Annotated in this window: 16 protein-coding genes; 5 read left to right on the forward strand and 11 right to left on the reverse strand. The window is 45.9% G+C overall.

The genetic code is table 11. The features are described 5' to 3' along the window. Positions 1–98: 98 nt before the first annotated feature. A complete protein-coding gene (locus F5971_RS04915; RefSeq protein ID WP_193494313.1) occupies positions 99–2936 on the forward strand; it encodes an FAD-binding and (Fe-S)-binding domain-containing protein in 2838 nt (945 codons plus the stop codon). A 91-nt stretch (positions 2937–3027) separates the two neighbouring features. Beyond that, positions 3028–3921, forward strand: coding sequence for an AEC family transporter (locus F5971_RS04920; RefSeq protein WP_036509446.1), 894 nt, complete (start codon positions 3028–3030; stop codon positions 3919–3921). 34 nt (positions 3922–3955) lie between these two features. Here the strand turns inward: F5971_RS04920 and F5971_RS04925 are convergent, their stop codons facing one another. The 11 genes from F5971_RS04925 to gyrA all read right to left on the reverse strand — a co-directional run bounded on the left by F5971_RS04925 (position 3956) and on the right by gyrA (position 16280). Beyond that, positions 3956–4243 (reverse strand): ComEA family DNA-binding protein, encoded by a 288-nt coding sequence (locus F5971_RS04925; RefSeq protein WP_036509444.1) that lies wholly within the window; start codon positions 4241–4243, stop codon positions 3956–3958. A 116-nt stretch (positions 4244–4359) separates the two neighbouring features. Beyond that, on the reverse strand, positions 4360–5064 hold the full coding sequence (gene pyrF, locus F5971_RS04930) for an orotidine-5'-phosphate decarboxylase (RefSeq protein ID WP_193494314.1): 705 nt from the start codon (positions 5062–5064) through the stop codon (positions 4360–4362). Between the two features lie 81 nt (positions 5065–5145). Further along, positions 5146–5451, reverse strand: a complete 306-nt coding sequence (locus F5971_RS04935) for a lipopolysaccharide assembly protein LapA domain-containing protein (RefSeq protein WP_036509439.1) — start codon at positions 5449–5451, stop codon at positions 5146–5148. 25 nt (positions 5452–5476) lie between these two features. Further along, on the reverse strand, positions 5477–5773 hold the full coding sequence (gene ihfB / locus F5971_RS04940; RefSeq protein WP_036509435.1) for an integration host factor subunit beta: 297 nt from the start codon (positions 5771–5773) through the stop codon (positions 5477–5479). 72 nt (positions 5774–5845) lie between these two features. Beyond that, positions 5846–7531, reverse strand: coding sequence for a 30S ribosomal protein S1 (rpsA, locus tag F5971_RS04945; protein ID WP_193494315.1), 1686 nt, complete (start codon positions 7529–7531; stop codon positions 5846–5848). A gap of 27 nt (positions 7532–7558) precedes the next feature. Beyond that, a complete protein-coding gene (gene cmk / locus F5971_RS04950; RefSeq protein WP_193494316.1) occupies positions 7559–8248 on the reverse strand; it encodes a (d)CMP kinase in 690 nt (229 codons plus the stop codon). After that, the gene (locus tag F5971_RS04955) at positions 8248–10467 is read right to left on the reverse strand and encodes a prephenate dehydrogenase/arogenate dehydrogenase family protein (protein ID WP_193494317.1); all 2220 of its coding nucleotides are present in this window, start codon (positions 10465–10467) and stop codon (positions 8248–8250) included. The genes cmk and F5971_RS04955 overlap by 1 nt, the downstream gene beginning before the upstream one ends. Next, positions 10461–11564, reverse strand: coding sequence for a histidinol-phosphate transaminase (hisC, locus tag F5971_RS04960; RefSeq protein WP_036509427.1), 1104 nt, complete (start codon positions 11562–11564; stop codon positions 10461–10463). The genes F5971_RS04955 and hisC overlap by 7 nt, the downstream gene beginning before the upstream one ends. Positions 11565–11586: 22 nt before the next feature. Then, positions 11587–12471 carry a chorismate mutase gene (gene pheA, locus F5971_RS04965; RefSeq protein WP_036509425.1) on the reverse strand — a complete coding sequence of 295 codons (885 nt, stop codon included), beginning with the start codon at positions 12469–12471 and terminating at the stop codon, positions 11587–11589. A 20-nt stretch (positions 12472–12491) separates the two neighbouring features. After that, positions 12492–13574, reverse strand: a complete 1083-nt coding sequence (gene serC / locus F5971_RS04970; protein ID WP_193494318.1) for a 3-phosphoserine/phosphohydroxythreonine transaminase — start codon at positions 13572–13574, stop codon at positions 12492–12494. Between the two features lie 66 nt (positions 13575–13640). Beyond that, positions 13641–16280 (reverse strand): DNA gyrase subunit A, encoded by a 2640-nt coding sequence (gyrA, locus tag F5971_RS04975; RefSeq protein ID WP_036509422.1) that lies wholly within the window; start codon positions 16278–16280, stop codon positions 13641–13643. Between the two features lie 146 nt (positions 16281–16426). Here gyrA and ubiG point away from each other — a divergent pair, with 146 nt between their 5' ends. The 3 genes from ubiG (at position 16427) to F5971_RS04990 (ending at position 18626) form a co-directional block, all read left to right on the forward strand. After that, a complete protein-coding gene (ubiG, locus tag F5971_RS04980; protein WP_193494319.1) occupies positions 16427–17149 on the forward strand; it encodes a bifunctional 2-polyprenyl-6-hydroxyphenol methylase/3-demethylubiquinol 3-O-methyltransferase UbiG in 723 nt (240 codons plus the stop codon). Continuing rightward, complete coding sequence (locus F5971_RS04985) at positions 17146–17811, forward strand: HAD-IA family hydrolase (protein WP_193494320.1); 666 nt, start codon at positions 17146–17148, stop codon at positions 17809–17811. Before ubiG ends, F5971_RS04985 begins: the two co-directional genes overlap by 4 nt. A 71-nt stretch (positions 17812–17882) precedes the next feature. After that, positions 17883–18626 carry a YciK family oxidoreductase gene (locus F5971_RS04990; RefSeq protein ID WP_036509421.1) on the forward strand — a complete coding sequence of 248 codons (744 nt, stop codon included), beginning with the start codon at positions 17883–17885 and terminating at the stop codon, positions 18624–18626. Positions 18627–18631: the final 5 nt, after the last annotated feature.

Genomic DNA, 18631 nt, shown 5'->3' on the forward strand with positions numbered 1-18631 from the left:
ATATTTATTGAATGGATTGACGAAACCAAACATAAAGAATAAAGTTAAACCATAATAAATGTAAATTGGTATTACCAATTAATTGTTCAGGAACGTCAATGAATACGCACTTTCAACCCTTTTTTGATGATATCAGTTCATTTATCCCTCTATCGCGCCTTATCACCGACCCCTTACGTACGCTTGCGTATGGAACAGATGCAAGCTTCTATCGTCTCGTACCTCAAATCGTTGTTCAAGCCACTTCAGAAACGGAAATACAACAACTTTTAAAAGCAGCAAATAAGCACAGAATATCAGTAACCTTCAGAGCTGCTGGCACGAGTTTATCCGGACAAGCGATCACAGACTCTGTTCTTATTGTGCTTGCTGACGGCTGGGATGGCTACAAAATTTCGCAAGATGCCATGCAAATTTCGTTGCAACCGGGTGTTATTGGCGGAAATGCAAATAAATACCTGCTCCCCTTTCAACGTAAGATAGGGCCTGATCCAGCCTCCATCAATGCAGCAAAAATTGGGGGGATTGCTGCAAACAATGCCAGTGGTATGTGTTGTGGAACAGCGCAAAACAGTTACCAAACGCTAAAGTCAATGCGTTTAATCCTTGCTGACGGTAGCCTACTTGACACAGCATGCCCTGATTCGATTCAGGCATTTAAACAATCACACGCAACCCTGTTAAATGAGCTAAGCTTATTGGCAGAACAAACACTTGCTAATCAAGCACTCACAGAACGAATTAAGCATAAGTATAGACTAAAAAACACCACGGGGTATGCAATCAATTCCCTGATCGACTTTACCGATCCAATTGATATTCTTCAGCATTTAATGATTGGTTCAGAAGGTACGCTTGGATTTATTTCTGAAATCACCTACAACACCGTTGAGGAACATCCCCACAAAGCGTCAGCACTCATTTTTTTTAACAGTGTACGCGTTACCTGCGAAGCCGTTGCCGCTCTAAAACATACACCCGTTGCTGCAGTGGAGCTTATTGACCGCGCCGGACTCACCTCAGTCATGCATAAGCCCGGAATGCCTGACTTTATATCTGACCTTAACCCAAACGCAGCTGCACTTCTTGTTGAAACCCGTGCTAGCAACGAACATCAACTTAACCAAGCCATTAATGAAATTATTGCAACCTTAAGTCAATTCGAGACGGCATCCCAAGTTGAATTTTATACAGACCCTTCTCGCTGTGCAGAATTTTGGGCAATTCGAAAAGGCCTGTTTCCAGCCGTAGGCGCCGTAAGATTAACTGGGACGACCGTCATTATTGAGGATGTCGCGTTTCCAGTTGAACGACTTGCGGATGCCGTTGAAGATCTCCACTCGATTTTCAAGCAACTTAACTATCATGAAGCCTTAATATTTGGGCACGCATTAGAAGGCAATCTTCACTTTGTCTTTACCCAATCCTTTGATAGCAAAGATGAAGTTAAACGTTACGAGCAGCTAATGGAGGATGTCGCTCGTTTGGTTGTCGATAAATACGATGGCTCCTTGAAAGCGGAGCACGGTACCGGCCGCAACATGGCCCCCTTTGTTGAACGGGAATGGGGAAAGGATGCCTATCAACTTATGTGGAGCCTTAAAAAACGACTGGATCCGAACAACTTACTCAATCCGGGCGTTTTATTGAATGAAGACCCTCAGGTACATCTAGCCAACCTTAAACCCATGCCCGCTGCACACCCATTGATAGACAAGTGCATTGAATGTGGTTTTTGTGAACCTTCATGCCCATCAAGAGCATTGACACTGACACCACGACAAAGAATAGTCATTTGGCGTGAGATTTCCGAATTGCGTCGAACAGGCAGTAACCCTGAGCGTTTAAAGCGTCTGGAAGCGGATTATCAATACCAAGGGGAGGAAACCTGTGCAGCCTGCGGACTATGTGCAAACACCTGTCCAGTTTCCATTAACACGGGTAACTTAACTCGTGCTATTCGAGCTGAGAACCATATTACTTGGACTAAAAAGGCCAACTGGCTCGCACAAAATTTTTCCACGCTTTTAGCGTCAGGTCGCATATTGTTGACAGTAGCACACCAGACGCAACGCGTATTGGGAGCCAATTTTCTTCGTAAAACCTCTTCTGGTATTACACGACTATCACAAGGGAAGGTTCCAACCTGGTCACCGTCTATGCCAAGGGCCGCGAATAGAATTCAAGCACGGGAGCTACCCTCACAGACAAATCCGAGTAGCAAGGTTATTTATTTTGCGAGCTGTGCCAGCCGGACATTCGGTACATCATCACAAGATACAGAAACCCGATCGCTCCATGAAGTCACACTGAACCTTTTAACCAAAGCCGGATTTGAAGTTATTTTTCCACCCAAAATTGAGCAACTTTGCTGTGGGATGCCGTTTGAATCCAAGGGCCTGTTTGAAGCAGCGAAGTTGAAATCTGACGAACTCAACACAACGCTACTTGAACTCACACAAGATGGCACTGTTCCTATCTTTTCTGACACTAGCCCCTGCAGCCTGCGGATGAAAGACAATCTTGACCCACGCTTGCAAATCTTTGACAGCGTCGAGTTCATTGACCGTTTTGTATTGAACAAACTTGATATTGAAGCAAAAGAAATGCAACTCGCTGTGCATGTAACCTGCAGCACCGTCAAAATGGGACTAGCCGATGCGCTGATTCGAATCAGTCGTCGCTGTGCATCACATATTGTGCTGCCAGATCAAATCACCTGCTGCGGCTTTGCTGGCGATAAAGGCTTTACCCATCCTGAACTCAATGCCTCTTCATTGCGGACATTAAAAACGGCTGTGCAAACCTGTGATATGGGGGCTTCAACAAGCAGAACCTGTGAAATAGGACTCACACAGCACAGTGGCATTGAATATCGCTCGATTCTGTATCTTTTGGATCAGCAATCAAAGGCCATCGAACAAAACCGACCGTAAGGGCAATTAATTCAAGAGACAACAGCCATGAGGCTGGTATTTTCTGAACAAAGCCGTATAGTTTTCTTTTTTCTATCGGCTTTTTTAAATCATGGATATTTTCTCATTTTCGGTTGCAGAGCGAATTTTTCAAACCATCTTTCCACTGCTTGCAATTGTATGTGTTGGCTATTTTTACGCTCGTAAACGCCCAACTGACATGGCTGTCGCAAACAAAATCAATATTGATATTTTCACACCCGCTCTCATTTTTTCGGTCATGTCAGCGGAAAGCTTTGATTTGCAAAACTACTACCCTCTTGCGTTGGCTGCGGGGCTCATTGTCATTCTTTCGGGTGTTTTAATTTGGCCTCTATGCCGACTCATTGGAGTGAAGCCCAAAACCTTTTTGCCTCCCATGATGTTTACGAACAGTGGTAATCTTGGTATTCCACTCATTGTTCTGGCATTTGGTGAGGCCGCTTTACCCGCAGCTGTCGTCCTATTTCTAGTCGAGAATTTGCTGCACTTTACACTGGGTCTTTATATTCTCGACAATAAAACCAAATTACTCAATCTGCTCAAAATGCCAATGATTATCGCCACAATTGCGGGTATTTTTTGGAGTTACAGTCATTTTACCCTGCCTTCTGCATTACAAACCTTTATCGACATGCTCGGGCAAATCGCTATCCCTCTTATGCTCTTTGCACTAGGCGTACGCATGACCAGCATTGACTTTACGCATTGGAAAATTGGATTATGGGGTGCCATACTCGCTCCAGCCTCTGGGTTAATTTTGGCCTTACTGCTGCAACCCTTCTTTAAGCTTGAACCCGCCCATTTTGGCTATTTGTTGATTTTCGCAGCGCTTCCACCCGCTGTATTAAACTACATGGTCTCCGAGCGCTACAATCAAGAGCCACATTTAGTTGCGGCCATCGTATTAATTGGCAACATAGGAAGCCTGCTCTTTATCCCCGTAGTTTTGGCATTTGTACTTTGAAAAAGGCACGGTAAACACCGTGCCCCAACTCACTCTACTCTTTACTGCCCTCGTCAGACACCGTCAAAATTGCACGATTTCTTTCCAACGTTGCAGGACCTATACCGCTCACTTCTGTTAATTCTTCAACGGACACAAAAGGCCCCTTTGCATCTCGGTACTCCACAATCAATTCAGCACGAGCCACACCTATACCCTGCAGGGCATTTGCCAATTCAGAGGCGGACGCTGTGTTTAAATTGATTTTATCAGATGCAAAGGATAAAGAAGCAAAAAGAGAAGTAGCAAGTAACGCGCAGGATAAAAGGCGAGATTTTTTCATGTTTACGTCCTTATAAATTAAATGTCGGCAACCCTTGCCGATAGGTTCAATATAATAAATATGCATTTCTTTGTCTAGCTGAAATGCATAGTCTCTCAAATTTTATTAACGAAATATCAAACAATAAGGCTTTCCTGGATCAAGCGACACATGGCTTGAGGATCCGCTGAGCGCGTAATTGGACGACCTATGACTAAGTAATCACTGCCAGACTGAACAGCCTCAAATGGCGTCATAACTCGTTTTTGATCGCCGATTTCAGCACTGGCAGGACGAATTCCGGGCGTCACCAAAGCAAAGTCAGGTGAGATGCATTCTCTTAGCATTTTTGCTTCTTGTGCGGAGCATACAACCCCATCAAGACCTGATGCTTCTGTCAAAAGCGCGAGCCGCTTAACCTGCTCTAAGGGAGAGATATTCAAGCCTATTTCGGCTAAATCAGCCTGCTCTAAGCTCGTTAAAACCGTGACAGCAATCAGTAGGGTCTGCTGCTGATTGACTTGCATTAAGGCATTTTTGGCAGCTTCCATCATTCGCCGACCACCCGATGCATGGACATTCACCATCCACACCCCTATTTCAGCCGCCGCCTTAACCGCCATTGCCGTTGTATTGGGAATGTCATGAAACTTCAAATCTAAAAAAACGTCAAACCCCTTTGCCTGCAGTGCCTCAACAATGCTCGGACCTGTCAATGTAAAAAGCTCTTTACCCACTTTAACTCGACAATCATCAGGATTCAATGAAGAGGCCATTGCTAGCGCGTCCGCAGCATTGTGATAATCTAAAGCAACAATAATTTGTTTATCGTCTTTTTGCATAAAGCCTACCTATAACATCGGAAGATCTGCAATAAAAAAGGCAGTGTTCGATACACTGCCGATAGAAACATAGCATTTGGGTCAAACCAGATCTTTGACACCAGATGTTTTGAGCTTATCCAGTTCAGACTTAGCCGATTGAATATTTTTCTTCAAAAAGTGTATTTTTGCTTTCAGTGAAAAAATAATAAATGAACTAAGCACAACACCCAGAACACCCCCAACCAAAAACGCGCCTAACAACCATAGTGAAAGACTTGCTTGAGGCAAGGTGAAGAAAATCAAATCAATTGTGACAGGCGTTGTGTTATGTATTGCGAACAGAATACCAATCACCAACACGCATAACAGCACAATAAATAATATGATTCGTTTAATTAAGCGCACGCGCTACCCTCCCATAGGTTAGAGTCTACATACTCGCATTCAGGCTATCGTTGACCTGATCGCGCATTTCTTTACCTGGCTTAAAATGAGGAACATATTTCGCGTCCAATGAAACCGATTCCCCTGTTTTTGGGTTGCGACCAATTCGCGGAGCACGGTAGTGAAGCGAGAAACTGCCAAAACCTCGAATCTCTATTCGATCACCGCTAGAAAGCGCTTCTGTCATATGATCAAGCATCGTTTTCACGGCAAGCTCAACATCTTTAACAGAAAGCTGTGGGTGCTGATCTATCAGGCGCTCAATAAGCTCTGATTTAGTCATGTTATTCCTCCACTTAAGTTAATGTCGGGTTAGACCTAACCCGACAACTATGGCACCCCGGTCCGCAGGTGCTTATTTAGTGTTTTTCTTCATTTGTGCTTTGATCAAGTCGCCAATGGTTGTCGGGCCAGCCGCTTCAGGAACCACTTGCTCCTGAACCGATTTAATTGCCTGCTTCTCTTCCTGATCCGAAAGCTGCTTCACCGACAAATTCAAAGTGCGATTGCGACGATCAACACTGATAATCGCTGCTTCAATCTCAGTTCCTACTGGATAGAGTGCTGGCAAATTATCAACGCGATCTTTGGAGATTTCTGACACCTTCAGAATTCCTTCAACGCCCTCTGCTAGACCGACCAGTGCTTGGCGCTCATCAACAGAAACAACCGCACCTTTAACAACCGTTCCTTTAGGATGACTTTCGGCATACTCTGCAAACGGATCTGAATCAACTTGCTTAATACCCAACGCGATACGCTCACGCTCAGGATCAACGGATAAAACAACCGTCTCAACCTGTTGTCCCTTGCTGAAACGCTTAACCGCCTCTTCGCCCGGCTCATCCCACGACAAGTCTGACATATGAACAAGGCCGTCGATATTACCTTCTAGTCCAACAAAGATTCCAAAGTCTGTAATCGACTTGATTTGGCCAGATAGACGATCACCTTTATTAAAGGTCGATGCAAATTGCTGCCATGGATTCTCGGAGCATTGCTTCATCCCTAAAGAGATACGTCGGCGTTGCTGATCAATATCAAGTAGCATAACGTCAATGATGTCACCCACTTGAACCACTTTGGATGGATGAATATTGCGATTCGTCCAATCCATTTCTGATACGTGTACCAAGCCTTCAACACCTTGATCCAGCTCAGCAAAGCAGCCGTAATCTGTAAGGTTAGTGACTTTTGCTTTAAGCTTGTCACCCACTTTATGATTGCCGATTAGCTGCTCCCATGGGTCGGCTTGTAGCTGCTTAAGACCTAAAGAAACACGGCTGCGCTCTTTATCGAACTTAAGTACTTTCACATCGATTTCTTGGCCCACGCTTAGCAACTCACTTGGATGCTTAACACGTTTCCACGCCATATCGGTAATGTGAAGCAAGCCATCAATTCCACCCAATTCAATGAATGCACCGTAATCAGTGAGGTTTTTAACCACACCTTTTACGACAATGCCTTCTTCCATTTTTTCAAGCAGCTTTTGACGCTCCTCACTGTAAGATTCTTCCAGTACAGCGCGACGAGAAACCACGATGTTATTGGTCGGCGCATCAAGCTTTACCAGTTTAAACTCAAGCTCTTGGCCTTCAAGGTGCGCCGTGTCTCTAAGTGGACGTACATCAACCAAAGAGCCTGGTAGAAACGCATTAATACCGTTGATATCAACCGTTAAACCACCGCGTACTTTACCTATAATATAGCCAGTAACGGTTTCTTGCTCAGTAAAGGCTTTCTCCAATACCTGCCAAGACTCTGCACGCTTCGCTTTCTCTCTTGATAAAAGCGTCGTACCAAAACCATCCTCTAGGGCTTCTAAGGCAACCTTAACTACATCACCCACTTTAATGCCAAGCTGTCCTTTTTCATCACGGAACTGCTCAACAGGGATGACACCCTCAGATTTTAATCCTGCGTTGACAATAACAAAGTCATTTTCAATCGCCACCACTGTGCCAGAAACAATCGAACCTGGCGCCATTTCCAGCTCTTTGAGGCTCTCTTCAAATAGCTGTGCAAAACTTTCAGTCATTACCGTGCATCCTCAGAATAGTACTGCTTAACGCAGCCCTTTGTGTTTCGCTTCATCCAGCACCACCTCTAACACCTCCTCAATTGTCATTTTGGTGGTGTCCAGAATCACCGCATCCGGCGCCGGTTTTAAAGGTGCGACCGTGCGATTCATGTCACGATCGTCCCGCGATTTAATATCAATTAATATATCTTCAAGGCTAGCACTCACTCCCTTGCTAATCAACTGGTTATAGCGTCGGCTTGCACGTTCTTCTGCACTTGCATCAAGATATATTTTCAAAGGGGCTTCTGGGAAGACCACTGTCCCCATATCACGCCCATCTGCAATCAACCCTGGAAGCTGCGCAAAGTCTCGCTGTCTCTGTAATAAAGCCTGCCTAACCGGGCCTAATGCGGCTATTACTGACGCGTCGGCACCCACTTCTTCCGTGCGAATTGTTTGTGTAACCTCTTCACCTTCAAGAATAATTTTCAACTCGCTATCCGTGCTTTCAGACAAAAACTGCACATCCAAATGCGCAGCCATGACCTGTAAGGACTCGACATCATCTAAAGATACACCATGATGCCGGGCGGCAACTGCCGTCAAGCGATACAAAGCTCCACTATCTAACAATAACCAACCCAGTGCATTGGCTAACAAACGACAAATAGTACCTTTTCCTGAACCACTTGGGCCATCTACTGTTATGACTGGAGGTAGTAGTGAGGACATTAGTCCGACTCCTTATGAATACTAATACCGGCATGCCTTAATTGTTCGACCAACGCAGGATACGCCGCTAGCAATGCCGCTGAATGTTTAATCCTTAATGCCTGTTGCGCTCTTGTTGAAGCGACAATCATCGCAAAGGCAACGATGGGGGGTAACACGTCTGAAATCTCACCACCTTTCAATGCAGAAGGAGTTAATACCAGCTGTGAGCCATTTAGCTCAAGTTGTGCTCCCTGCTCCCGTAAAACGGCGACGGTACTCAGAATCAACGCACTTTCCTTGGCGGACAAGGTTTCTGGCAGATGAATAAGGGTTTGCCCCTCTGCGAATAATGCCAAAACCATTAAAAATGGTAACTCGTAGACCACACAGGCCACATCCTCAGCCGTGAACACTTGCCCTTTTAATTGAGCGTAGGTAACCCGTATATCCGCGACAGGTTCAAACCCTGTATCCTTATGCAGGGTCAGTTGGATATTGGCTCCCATTCTTGATAAGAGTGGTAAAAGCTTTGTTCGGTGTGGATTCACACCGATATCGGTCAATGTCAACGAGGATTGAGGCACGAGGGTTGCCGTGGCAATCATCATCAATGCTGTCGAAAAATCACCGGGAACACGTATTTTTGTGGCCGTTAATGTGCCCGCACTATTGATTGTTGTTTTAACTTCACCCGCTTCTTCACTCTCACTCAACGGATAGCCAAAGCTTTTTAGCATGCGCTCGGTATGATCTCGACAAAAACGATTTGTTTTTAAGCAGGTTTGCCCTTGCGCATAAAGCCCCGCTAACAATACGCTCGACTTTACTTGTGCACTGGCATGGGGGAGTTCAATTTCAGCCCCTTTCAGGATTGACGGCGATATTCTAAAAGGCGGCCCCCCCTGTTCATTACTGTCGATTTTGGCACCCATCGTCCTAAGTGACATCAAGGTAGATAACAAACTTTGCTGACTCAAGGCCTCATCAACGAAAACCTCTGTCGAAAACGATTGAGCAACCAATAACCCGGTAAGAAGCTGCAATGAGGTTTCAGACTTGCCAAGGTACAAGGGGCCTTTGGGTGGCTGCAGGCCCTGCAAGCCCACACCATAAATACGAACACTACCTTGATGGGGCCCCTCTATAACGACTCCCATTTCACGGAAGGCTTTAATCGTCATTAAGCTATCTTCACCTTCGAAAAAGCCTTCGATATCGGTGACACCCTCTGATAACGCACCTATGATGATTGCCCGGTGTGAAATTGACCGATCACTGTGTATTGTCACCTGACCCGACAAAGGACTACCAGGCTCAATACGCAAATCGATATCCTGAGTATTAGCCGAGTAAGCGGAGCCAGCAAGCAAGGTGGAGAAATGTTCTCTTGCGACTTTAGCACGACTAAAAATACCCAACATGGCCTGACTATCGCCTGCCGCTATTGCGGATCTTAAACGCGCCACGCCAGAGGTAAACTGATCTATTTGCTTAAGAATAGCATCACGATTGGCTTGGCAGATATCATGCCACATCACCGGATCACTCGCGGCTATCCGTGTAAAGTCTCGAAAACCGCCTGCCGCATAGCGAAAAATATCACGATTCTCTTCTTCATGTGCCAATGTATCGACCAGTGAGAAGGCCAACACATGTGGCAAATGACTGGTCGCAGCCAAGACCTGATCGTGGCGATACGGATCCATCTGTAACACTTCCGCTCCAACCGACTGCCACAAACGAGCAACCTCGAGTGTCGCTTTTGGATCGGATTCAGGAAGAGGCGTTAAAATAACTTTATGACGCTCAAATAAGTCAGCATCGGCGGCAATCACACCACTTTTTTCAGCACCCGCAATGGGGTGACCGGGTACGAATCCGGATGGAATCTGTTGAAATACCTGACGAACAGCTTGGACTAAGTGCCCTTTCGTACTTCCCACATCCGTTAAGAGTGTTGTAGGTCTCAGAAAAGGCTGGATATCTTTTAAAACGGCCTCCATAGCTTTGACGGGTACAGCCAAGACGATTACATCTGCCTGCTGAACAGCACTGGGTAAATCCTCTACGGCCTCATCAATGACGCCTAGACGCATGCCTAAATCGCATTCCTGAGGATGACGGTCATAGGCCGCTACGTGCTGCACTACTTTTCGCGACTTTAAGGCCTTAGCAAAGGAGCCTCCGATAAGGCCTAAACCAATAATAAGAAGTCGATGTGTCGTATAGGTTAACACTGAATAACCTTTTTTAGCGCAAGAAGGAAGCGAGTATTTTCTGACTCTGTACCAATCGTCACTCTTAGGTGATTGGGCAGGTTGTACACACCAAGCGGCCGCACAATCACACCCTCATGCAAGAGCTTTTGATAAATCGGCAATGCATCTTCGCCCATGTCAATCGTGATAAAATTGGCCTTGGATGGGATATACCCCAAACCCATTTGTTGAATGCCTTTGGTTAATTGCTGCATTCCCTGTGCATTTAACGCCACCGTCTGTGCTAAATAGTCCGTATCATTCAGACATGCCACGGCCGCCGCCATTGCAAAACTATTCACATTAAACGGCTGACGAACACGATTCAACAAATCGGTTATAACCGGATTTGACACAGCAAACCCAACACGCAATGCTGCCAATCCATAGGCTTTAGAGAAGGTACGTGTCACTATTAAGTTAGGGTAGTGTTTTACCAACGCCAATCCATTCGGCATTGCATCATCCATCGCATACTCGCTGTAGGCTTCATCCAACACAACGAGTATATCCGCAGGTATGCTATCCAAGAAGGCGCATAACTCATCCTTCGCAATTACGGTACCTGTGGGATTGTTTGGATTGGCAATAAAAATAAGACGCGTCTTGTCAGAAATGGCTTCTGAAATCGCTTGAAGGTTATGCCCAAACTCTTTTGCAGGCGCAACAACACTTTTCGCACCTACCGCTTGCACAACCAAGGGATACACGACAAAAGCAAACTCTGAATACACAGCCTCATTTGTAGAATTCAAAAAGGTGCGAGTAATCAACTCCAATAAATCATTTGAACCATTGCCTAGCGTAATTTGTGCCGGATCAAGATCAAAATTCCGAGATATTGCTTGTTTAAGCTGATGACCATTGCTATCAGGGTAGCGAGTCAATTCCGCTAGTTCTTGCTGAATAGCGGCAATTGCCTTGGGTGATGGTCCTAGTGGGTTTTCATTGCTCGCCAACTTAATAATATTGCAAATTCCAAGCTCTCGTTCTAATTCTTCAATCGGCTTACCCGCTTGATAAGGCTTGAGTTGCTGAACTCCGCTATTGGCTAATGCCACATAATCACACGACATTTATTCACCTCTAGGTTCTACCTTAAAGAACCGCTTGTGGGTATGAGCCCAATATTTTAAGTATCAAAGGGGTCGACTGTAGCTCTGCAAGAACCTCAGCCACAGTCTCATCATCTCGATGCCCTTCAAAGTCCATATAAAACAGCGATACCGGGCGTGCACCAGTATTGGAACGTGTTTCTAAACGGGTCAAACTGATCCCCCGCTTTCGGAAAGGCTCCAACAAACTATACAGCGCACCAGGACGATCGTCTTCTGAGCGAATCAAGATTGAGGTTTTATCACATCCACTGGGGGCAACCTGCTGACGACCTAGCACGAGAAAGCGTGTTTCAAAAGTCGATGACAAAGCGTCTCCCCCGAGCTGCAACTCGACCTCACCACAAATAAACACGTCGTATTGATTCAACAGATCGAGCGTATGACTTACTAAACCTTCTTGGGGAGACTCAATCGGAAGGACAGCATAATGACAACTGGCGTCCATAACCGCTTTAAATACCTGCTCTAAGCTTGCAAATGCAACGCTCTGAGCCGATAAACCAAAGTGTTTACGTACCGCCTGCTCAGCATAATTATTTTCCGGCCCCATAAAGGCAACTTTTACAGGCTGCTCAAGCGCCAAACACGATGACATGATTTCTCGAAACAGCCTTGCCATTTCGTGATCCGGAAGCGGCCCCGTATTACGCTCCATCACACGTCTAAGCACCTGAGCTTCACGTTCAGGGCGGTAGAAAACAGGAGACTCTGACTGACCGTAGCGCTGTTTAACGTCGGCAACCTTGCCTGCGCACTCAGCACGTTGATTAATCAAGCGCTGAATATTCATGTCAATATCGTCTATCTGGTCTCGCAATACACGCAGTGCTTGCTCTTGCTCGTTGAGCGTATTTGGTTTTGTCATCGGTTATACCTGTTGACCACTCATGCGTTTTCTTTTTCAAATTGAACCATAAATTCAATCAGCGCATCTACGGCGGCTTCAGGCACTGCATTATACAAGCTTGCTCTCATGCCACCGACCGAGCGATGCCCTTGCAAGTTGACTAAACCTGCGGCTTCCGCTTGACTTAAAAACGCGCTTTCAAGTCGCGCATCGGCTAACGTAAATGGAACATTCATGATTGAGCGATTGCGAATCGCTACGGGGTTCCCATAAAAATCACTTTGATCAATTGCAGCATAGAGCTTGGCTGCTTTTCGCAGGTTAATTGCAGCGAGGGTTTCAACCCCTCCTTTCGCTTTCAACCATTTAAAAACCAGTCCAGCAAGATACCAAGCAAACGTCGGTGGCGTATTATGCATCGATCCCGCCTCGGCATGCACTTTATAGTCGTACATCGATGGCGTTGCCGCTAAAGGATTTCCTAAGAGATCTTCACGCACAATCACAACCGTTAAACCTGCAGGACCAATATTCTTTTGTGCGCCAGCATAAATTAATCCAAACTGATTCACATCAATCGGTTGAGACAAAATATCTGACGACATATCAACCACTAGGGGCACGTCACCTGTTTGGGGAACATAATCAAACTGAACACCACCGATAGTTTCATTACTGGTGTAATGAACATACGCAGAATTGGGGTTTAACACCAAATCTTCTTGAGTAGGTGCACTGCAGAACTTATCAGATTCTGTGGTTGCAGCAATGTTAACGTCACAATAACGAGACGCCTCAGCAATGGCTTTTTTAGACCAGATACCCGTATTAATGTAATCGGCGGACGTATGACCTCTCAACAGGTTCATTGGCAACATCGCGAACTGGCTCGTTGCTCCACCTTGCAAAAATAAGACGTTGTAATTGGCTGGAATTTGCATCAGATCACGCAGGTCTTGTTCAGCCTGCTCAGCCACTGATACGAACTCATCGCTACGATGACTCATTTCCATAATAGACAGGCCTTTGCCCTGCCAATCCGACATTTCTTCCTGAGCTTGTTTGAGCACTTCATCCGGCAGCGCAGCGGGTCCTGCACTGAAATTATACTTGCGCGTCATGACTCATTTCCGGTCTATAAATCCAAGGCAGCGAACGGCTGCCTTGAAAGGGTTAAAGTAAGCCTATTACTCTATATCTTGATCATCGGAGACATCTTGATCCTCAGATACATCAGAATCAGTATGAACATGATCATCCGAAGCGGTGACAAGTGTATCAGAATCCGATTGCTCATCCTCTGGCTCTTCTATCCGAGCAATACCCACCAGCTTCTCTTCGTCAGATAAACGTATCAGCATAACGCCTTGCGTGTTGCGTCCTAGCACCGATATTTCATCTGTGCGCGTACGTACAAGTGTTCCTTTATCGCTGATGAGCATCATGCCATCACCAGCAAATACTTGAACAGCACCGGCTAAGGCTCCGTTACGATCCGTGCATTGCATTGCAATAACGCCTTGACCGCCACGCCCACGCAGTGGGAAATCTTCAACGGCGGTTTGCTTACCATAGCCTTTTTCAGAAGCCGTCAGTACATTCCCCCCTTCTTGCGGAATAATAAGAGAAATAACCCTAGTGTCTTCGTTCATTTTTACGCCGCGGACACCACGGGCCGTTCGACCCATAGGACGTACATCTTGCTCATTAAAGCGAACGGCCTTACCGGCACTTGTAACCAACATGACATCGTCATTGCCATTGGTAATCGATGCTCCAATTAAGCGATCGCCATCTACCGTGTCCAAAGCAATTAATCCAGTGCTTCTCGGACGTGCAAAGCTTTGCAAAGGCGTTTTCTTTACCGTACCCATCGCGGTTGCCATGAAAATATAACGATTTTCGTCAAACTCTTTCACTGGCAGAAGGGTTGTAATACATTCATCTTCGTCTAACGGAAGAATATTAATCATCGGGCGACCACGTGATGCACGGCTCGCAGGTGGAATTTCATACACTTTGAGCCAATACACCTTACCTTTATTGGTAAAGCACAAGACGGTATCGTGCGTGTTGGCAATTAAAAGATGCTCTATGAAGTCCTCATCCTTCATCGCCGTTGCTGACTTACCCTTACCGCCACGACGCTGAGATTGATAATCCGTGATCGGCTGAGTTTTCGCATAACCGTTATGAGACACAGTCAAGACCATGTCCTCTTCCGTAATTAAATCAGCATGGGTTAAATCCTGCTGCGATGCCATAATTTCGGTACGACGTGGATCTGAGTATTCACTTTCGATGGCTTCGAGCTCTTCTCGAATAATTTCCATCAAGCGCTCACGAGAGCCCAAAATATGTAAAAGCTCGGCGATTTTATCAACAAGTCCTTGATATTCAGCGATTAGCTTTTCGTGCTCCAAACCCGTTAAGCGATGCAAACGCAAATCAAGAATAGCTTGAGCCTGAACGGGCGATAAATAATACTGCCCATCGCGCATGCCAAATTCAGGCGCTAAATCATCAGGACGACAAGCATTTTCGCCAGCGCGCTCAAGCATATCGAGAACGTTACCCGGCAACCATGGCTTGGCAATCAGTCGTTCACGGGCTTCAGCTGGAGAAGGAGACTCTTTAATCAGCTGTATAACAGGATCTATATTCGCAAGGGCAATGGCCAATCCTTCAAGGACATGCGCACGCTCACGCGCTTTTCGCAATTCGTAAACGCTACGACGCGTCACCACTTCACGGCGGTGCAGGATGAAGCATTCAAGAATTGACTTTAAATCTAAGGTTTTTGGCTGTCCATCAACCAGCGCAACCATGTTAATCCCAAACACACTTTGCAACTGCGTTTGAGAAAACAGGTTATTGATAATCACTTCAGCCACTTCACCGCGACGCAACTCAATGGCAATACGCATTCCGTCTTTGTCAGACTCGTCGCGAAGCTCGCTGATACCTTCGATCTTTTTCTCTTTTACTAACTCAGCAATTTTTTCGATGGTACGCGCTTTGTTGAGCTGATAGGGTATCTCGGTAATGACCAGCATGGGGCGACCATTACGGGGATTGTCTTCAACATGGTGGCGCGCACGAACATAAATTCGACCACGCCCCGTACGATAGGCTTGCAAAATCCCCGCACGACCATTAATGATGCCTCCCGTTGGAAAGTCAGGGCCTGGAATGTATTCCATTAGCTCATCGACGGTTAGCTCAGGATTATCAATCAGCGCTAAACAGGCTTTAACCACTTCAGACAGGTTATGAGGGGGGATGTTCGTTGCCATTCCCACCGCAATACCTGACGAGCCATTCACTAAAAGATTAGGGACTCGTGTTGGCAAAACAGCCGGAATACGCTCCGTACCATCATAGTTATCCACAAAATCGACGGTTTCTTTATCAAGATCCGCTAAGAGCTCATGCGAAATCTTATCCATTCGAATTTCGGTATAACGCATTGCCGCGGCGCTATCACCATCGACGGATCCAAAGTTACCTTGTCCATCAACCAGCGTTGCACGCATCGAAAAATTTTGTGCCATACGAACAATTGTATCGTAGACAGCACTGTCTCCGTGAGGATGGTATTTACCAATAACGTCACCCACCACACGGGCTGATTTTTTATACGGTTTATTCCAGTCATTGCCCAGCTCGTTCATCGCAAACAATACACGACGATGAACAGGCTTTAAGCCATCGCGCACATCAGGTAGGGCTCGCCCTACGATCACGCTCATGGCATAGTCGAGATAAGACTGCTTAAGCTCATCTTCGATATTAACTGGCAGGACTTCTTTCGCTAGATCACCCATTCGCTCAGTGTTCCTTGATTCGGTATGCTTACACACCGTAATTACGGTAATTCATCAACGCAGTATTGTACCATAAACACACGCTGACTCACCTCTGCTATGAGTGTTAGAATTAGGTTAAATTAAGTATTTAAAAGAGACTTCTCATGAGCAACACCCGTTCACTCAACATTGACCCCGCCGAGATCGCTAAATTTGAAGAACTGGCCAGTCGCTGGTGGGATACAAACAGTGAATTTAAGCCCTTACACGACATCAATCCGTTGCGTGTGGGTTTTATTGATCGCATAGGCCAACTGTCTGGAAAAAAAGTGTTGGATGTAGGCTGCGGAGGGGGCATTTTATCTGAAGCCATGGCAAGACGTGGTGCTCACGTCACAGGCATTGACATGGGCGAAGCTCCGCTTAAAGTTGCAAAACTTCATGGACTCGAAAGCGGTGTTAAAGTGAGCTATCAAAAAATCACAGCGGAAGAGATGGCTGAAAGCAATGCAGAACAATTTGACATCGTAACCTGCATGGAAATGATTGAGCACGTACCAAACCCCGCTTCAGTCATTCAAGCCTGCGCCCGCATGGTCAAGCCCGGTGGTCATTTATTCCTATCCACACTCAACCGCAACCCCAAGAGCTACGCTTTCGCTATTCTTGCAGCCGAACGACTCCTTAAACTAGTCCCAGCGGGCACACATGAGTTTTCAAAATTCATTAAACCGTCCGAACTGGCTCAATGGGTCCGAGACAATCAACTTCGCGTCATCGAAATGACCGGACTAGTCTACAATCCACTCACACAAAAATATCGACTCGAACCCAAAGATGTTGATGTCAACTACATGATGGCCACACAAAAAGCGGAGCAAGCATGAGATCTTTCAATGCCGTTCTCTTTGATTTAGATGGCACACTGGTGGATAGCGCGCCTGATTTTTACCATCTAGCCACACAGATGAGACAAGCACGCAATCTCTCCTCTAGGCTAGATTACGACACCCTTCGCAGATCTGTTTCCAACGGGGGTAAAGCCGTCATTCAAACGGCATTTGACATTGAGCCTGAACACCCAGAGTTTAATGACTTACTCGCTGAACTCTTGAGCGAGTATGAAAAACAACCCGCATTACACTCCACCATATTCGAAGGCTTTAACGAACTGCTTGAATGGCTGGATCAAGAACGCATCCTTTGGGGCGTGGTAACAAATAAACCCGCCCGCTTCACCCATAAAATTTTACACGAACTTCACTTAAGCCAACGCTGTGCATCTATTATATGCCCTGAGGATGTCACAGTAAGCAAACCATCTCCTGAAGGATTACTATTGGCATGCCAACATATGAACGTCACCCCTCAGACAACCCTCTACGTCGGTGACCATATTCGGGACATTCAAGCAGGGCATGCGGCTGGCATGACAACCATCGCGGCAGGTTTTGGTTATTTAGCCATCGATGAGTCTATTGATGAGTGGTCAAGCCATTTTAAAGTTGATCACGCCACAGAGCTTTTACCACTGCTACAATCAATATAAATCATTTAGACTATCTTCATACTCTATATGAAAGAATACTTACTGAATATAAAGCTGGAAGTCAGAACATTATGTTTACTTACAACGCTCCCTCAGATTTACTGAAAGATAAAATCATCTTGGTTACAGGTGCTGGGGATGGTATTGGTAAAGAAGCCGCTCGCCAATACGCTGCCCACGGTGCCACGGTTATTCTGCTAGGAAAAACACAAGAGAAGCTTGAAAAGCTCTATGATGAGCTCGAGGCAGCTGGATATCCACAAGCCGCAATCGTACCGCTCAATTTAGATGTTGCAACGGAACATGACTATATAGAGTTATGCAATACACTGCATCAAGAGTTTGGACGACTTGATGGCATTCTGCATAACGCCTCTATACTCGGGGTCAGAACACCTTTAGAAAATTACGATCCTATCATCTGGCAACAAGTCATGCAGGTCAACGTAAATGCTCCCTTCATGCTCACGCAGACACTGATGCCTCTGCTTCAAGCATCCGAAGATGCATCGATCATCTTCACCACCTCTAGCGTTGGTCGCAAAGGCAAAGCTTACTGGGGTGCTTATGCGGTTTCGAAATTCGCCACTGAAGGAATGATGCAGGTACTGGCTGACGAGTTAGACAATGTAGACAACATACGAGTCAATGCGATCAATCCTGGCGCCACACGTACTCAGATGAGGGCCTACGCGTACCCTGCAGAATCACCTGAAAAAAATCCAACACCCGCTGATATCATGCCACTTTACTTATATTTAATGGGGCCAGACAGCAAAGATGTTCACGGTCAATCAATGGATGCACAAGGATAATTCTA

This window comes from Nitrincola alkalisediminis (assembly GCF_009821115.1).
Lineage (GTDB): Bacteria > Pseudomonadota > Gammaproteobacteria > Pseudomonadales > Balneatricaceae > Nitrincola > Nitrincola alkalisediminis.

Coding starts and splice junctions, on each gene's coding strand:
- F5971_RS04915 (WP_193494313.1), top strand. CDS start 99: ATGAATACGCACTTTCAACCCTTTTTTGATGATATCAGTTCATTTATC.
- F5971_RS04920 (WP_036509446.1), top strand. CDS start 3,028: ATGGATATTTTCTCATTTTCGGTTGCAGAGCGAATTTTTCAAACCATC.
- F5971_RS04925 (WP_036509444.1), bottom strand. CDS start 4,243: ATGAAAAAATCTCGCCTTTTATCCTGCGCGTTACTTGCTACTTCTCTT.
- pyrF (WP_193494314.1), bottom strand. CDS start 5,064: ATGCAAAAAGACGATAAACAAATTATTGTTGCTTTAGATTATCACAAT.
- ihfB (WP_036509435.1), bottom strand. CDS start 5,773: ATGACTAAATCAGAGCTTATTGAGCGCCTGATAGATCAGCACCCACAG.
- rpsA (WP_193494315.1), bottom strand. CDS start 7,531: ATGACTGAAAGTTTTGCACAGCTATTTGAAGAGAGCCTCAAAGAGCTG.
- cmk (WP_193494316.1), bottom strand. CDS start 8,248: ATGTCCTCACTACTACCTCCAGTCATAACAGTAGATGGCCCAAGTGGT.
- hisC (WP_036509427.1), bottom strand. CDS start 11,564: ATGTCGTGTGATTATGTGGCATTAGCCAATAGCGGAGTTCAGCAACTC.
- pheA (WP_036509425.1), bottom strand. CDS start 12,471: ATGACAAAACCAAATACGCTCAACGAGCAAGAGCAAGCACTGCGTGTA.
- serC (WP_193494318.1), bottom strand. CDS start 13,574: ATGACGCGCAAGTATAATTTCAGTGCAGGACCCGCTGCGCTGCCGGAT.
- gyrA (WP_036509422.1), bottom strand. CDS start 16,280: ATGGGTGATCTAGCGAAAGAAGTCCTGCCAGTTAATATCGAAGATGAG.
- ubiG (WP_193494319.1), top strand. CDS start 16,427: ATGAGCAACACCCGTTCACTCAACATTGACCCCGCCGAGATCGCTAAA.
- F5971_RS04985 (WP_193494320.1), top strand. CDS start 17,146: ATGAGATCTTTCAATGCCGTTCTCTTTGATTTAGATGGCACACTGGTG.
- F5971_RS04990 (WP_036509421.1), top strand. CDS start 17,883: ATGTTTACTTACAACGCTCCCTCAGATTTACTGAAAGATAAAATCATC.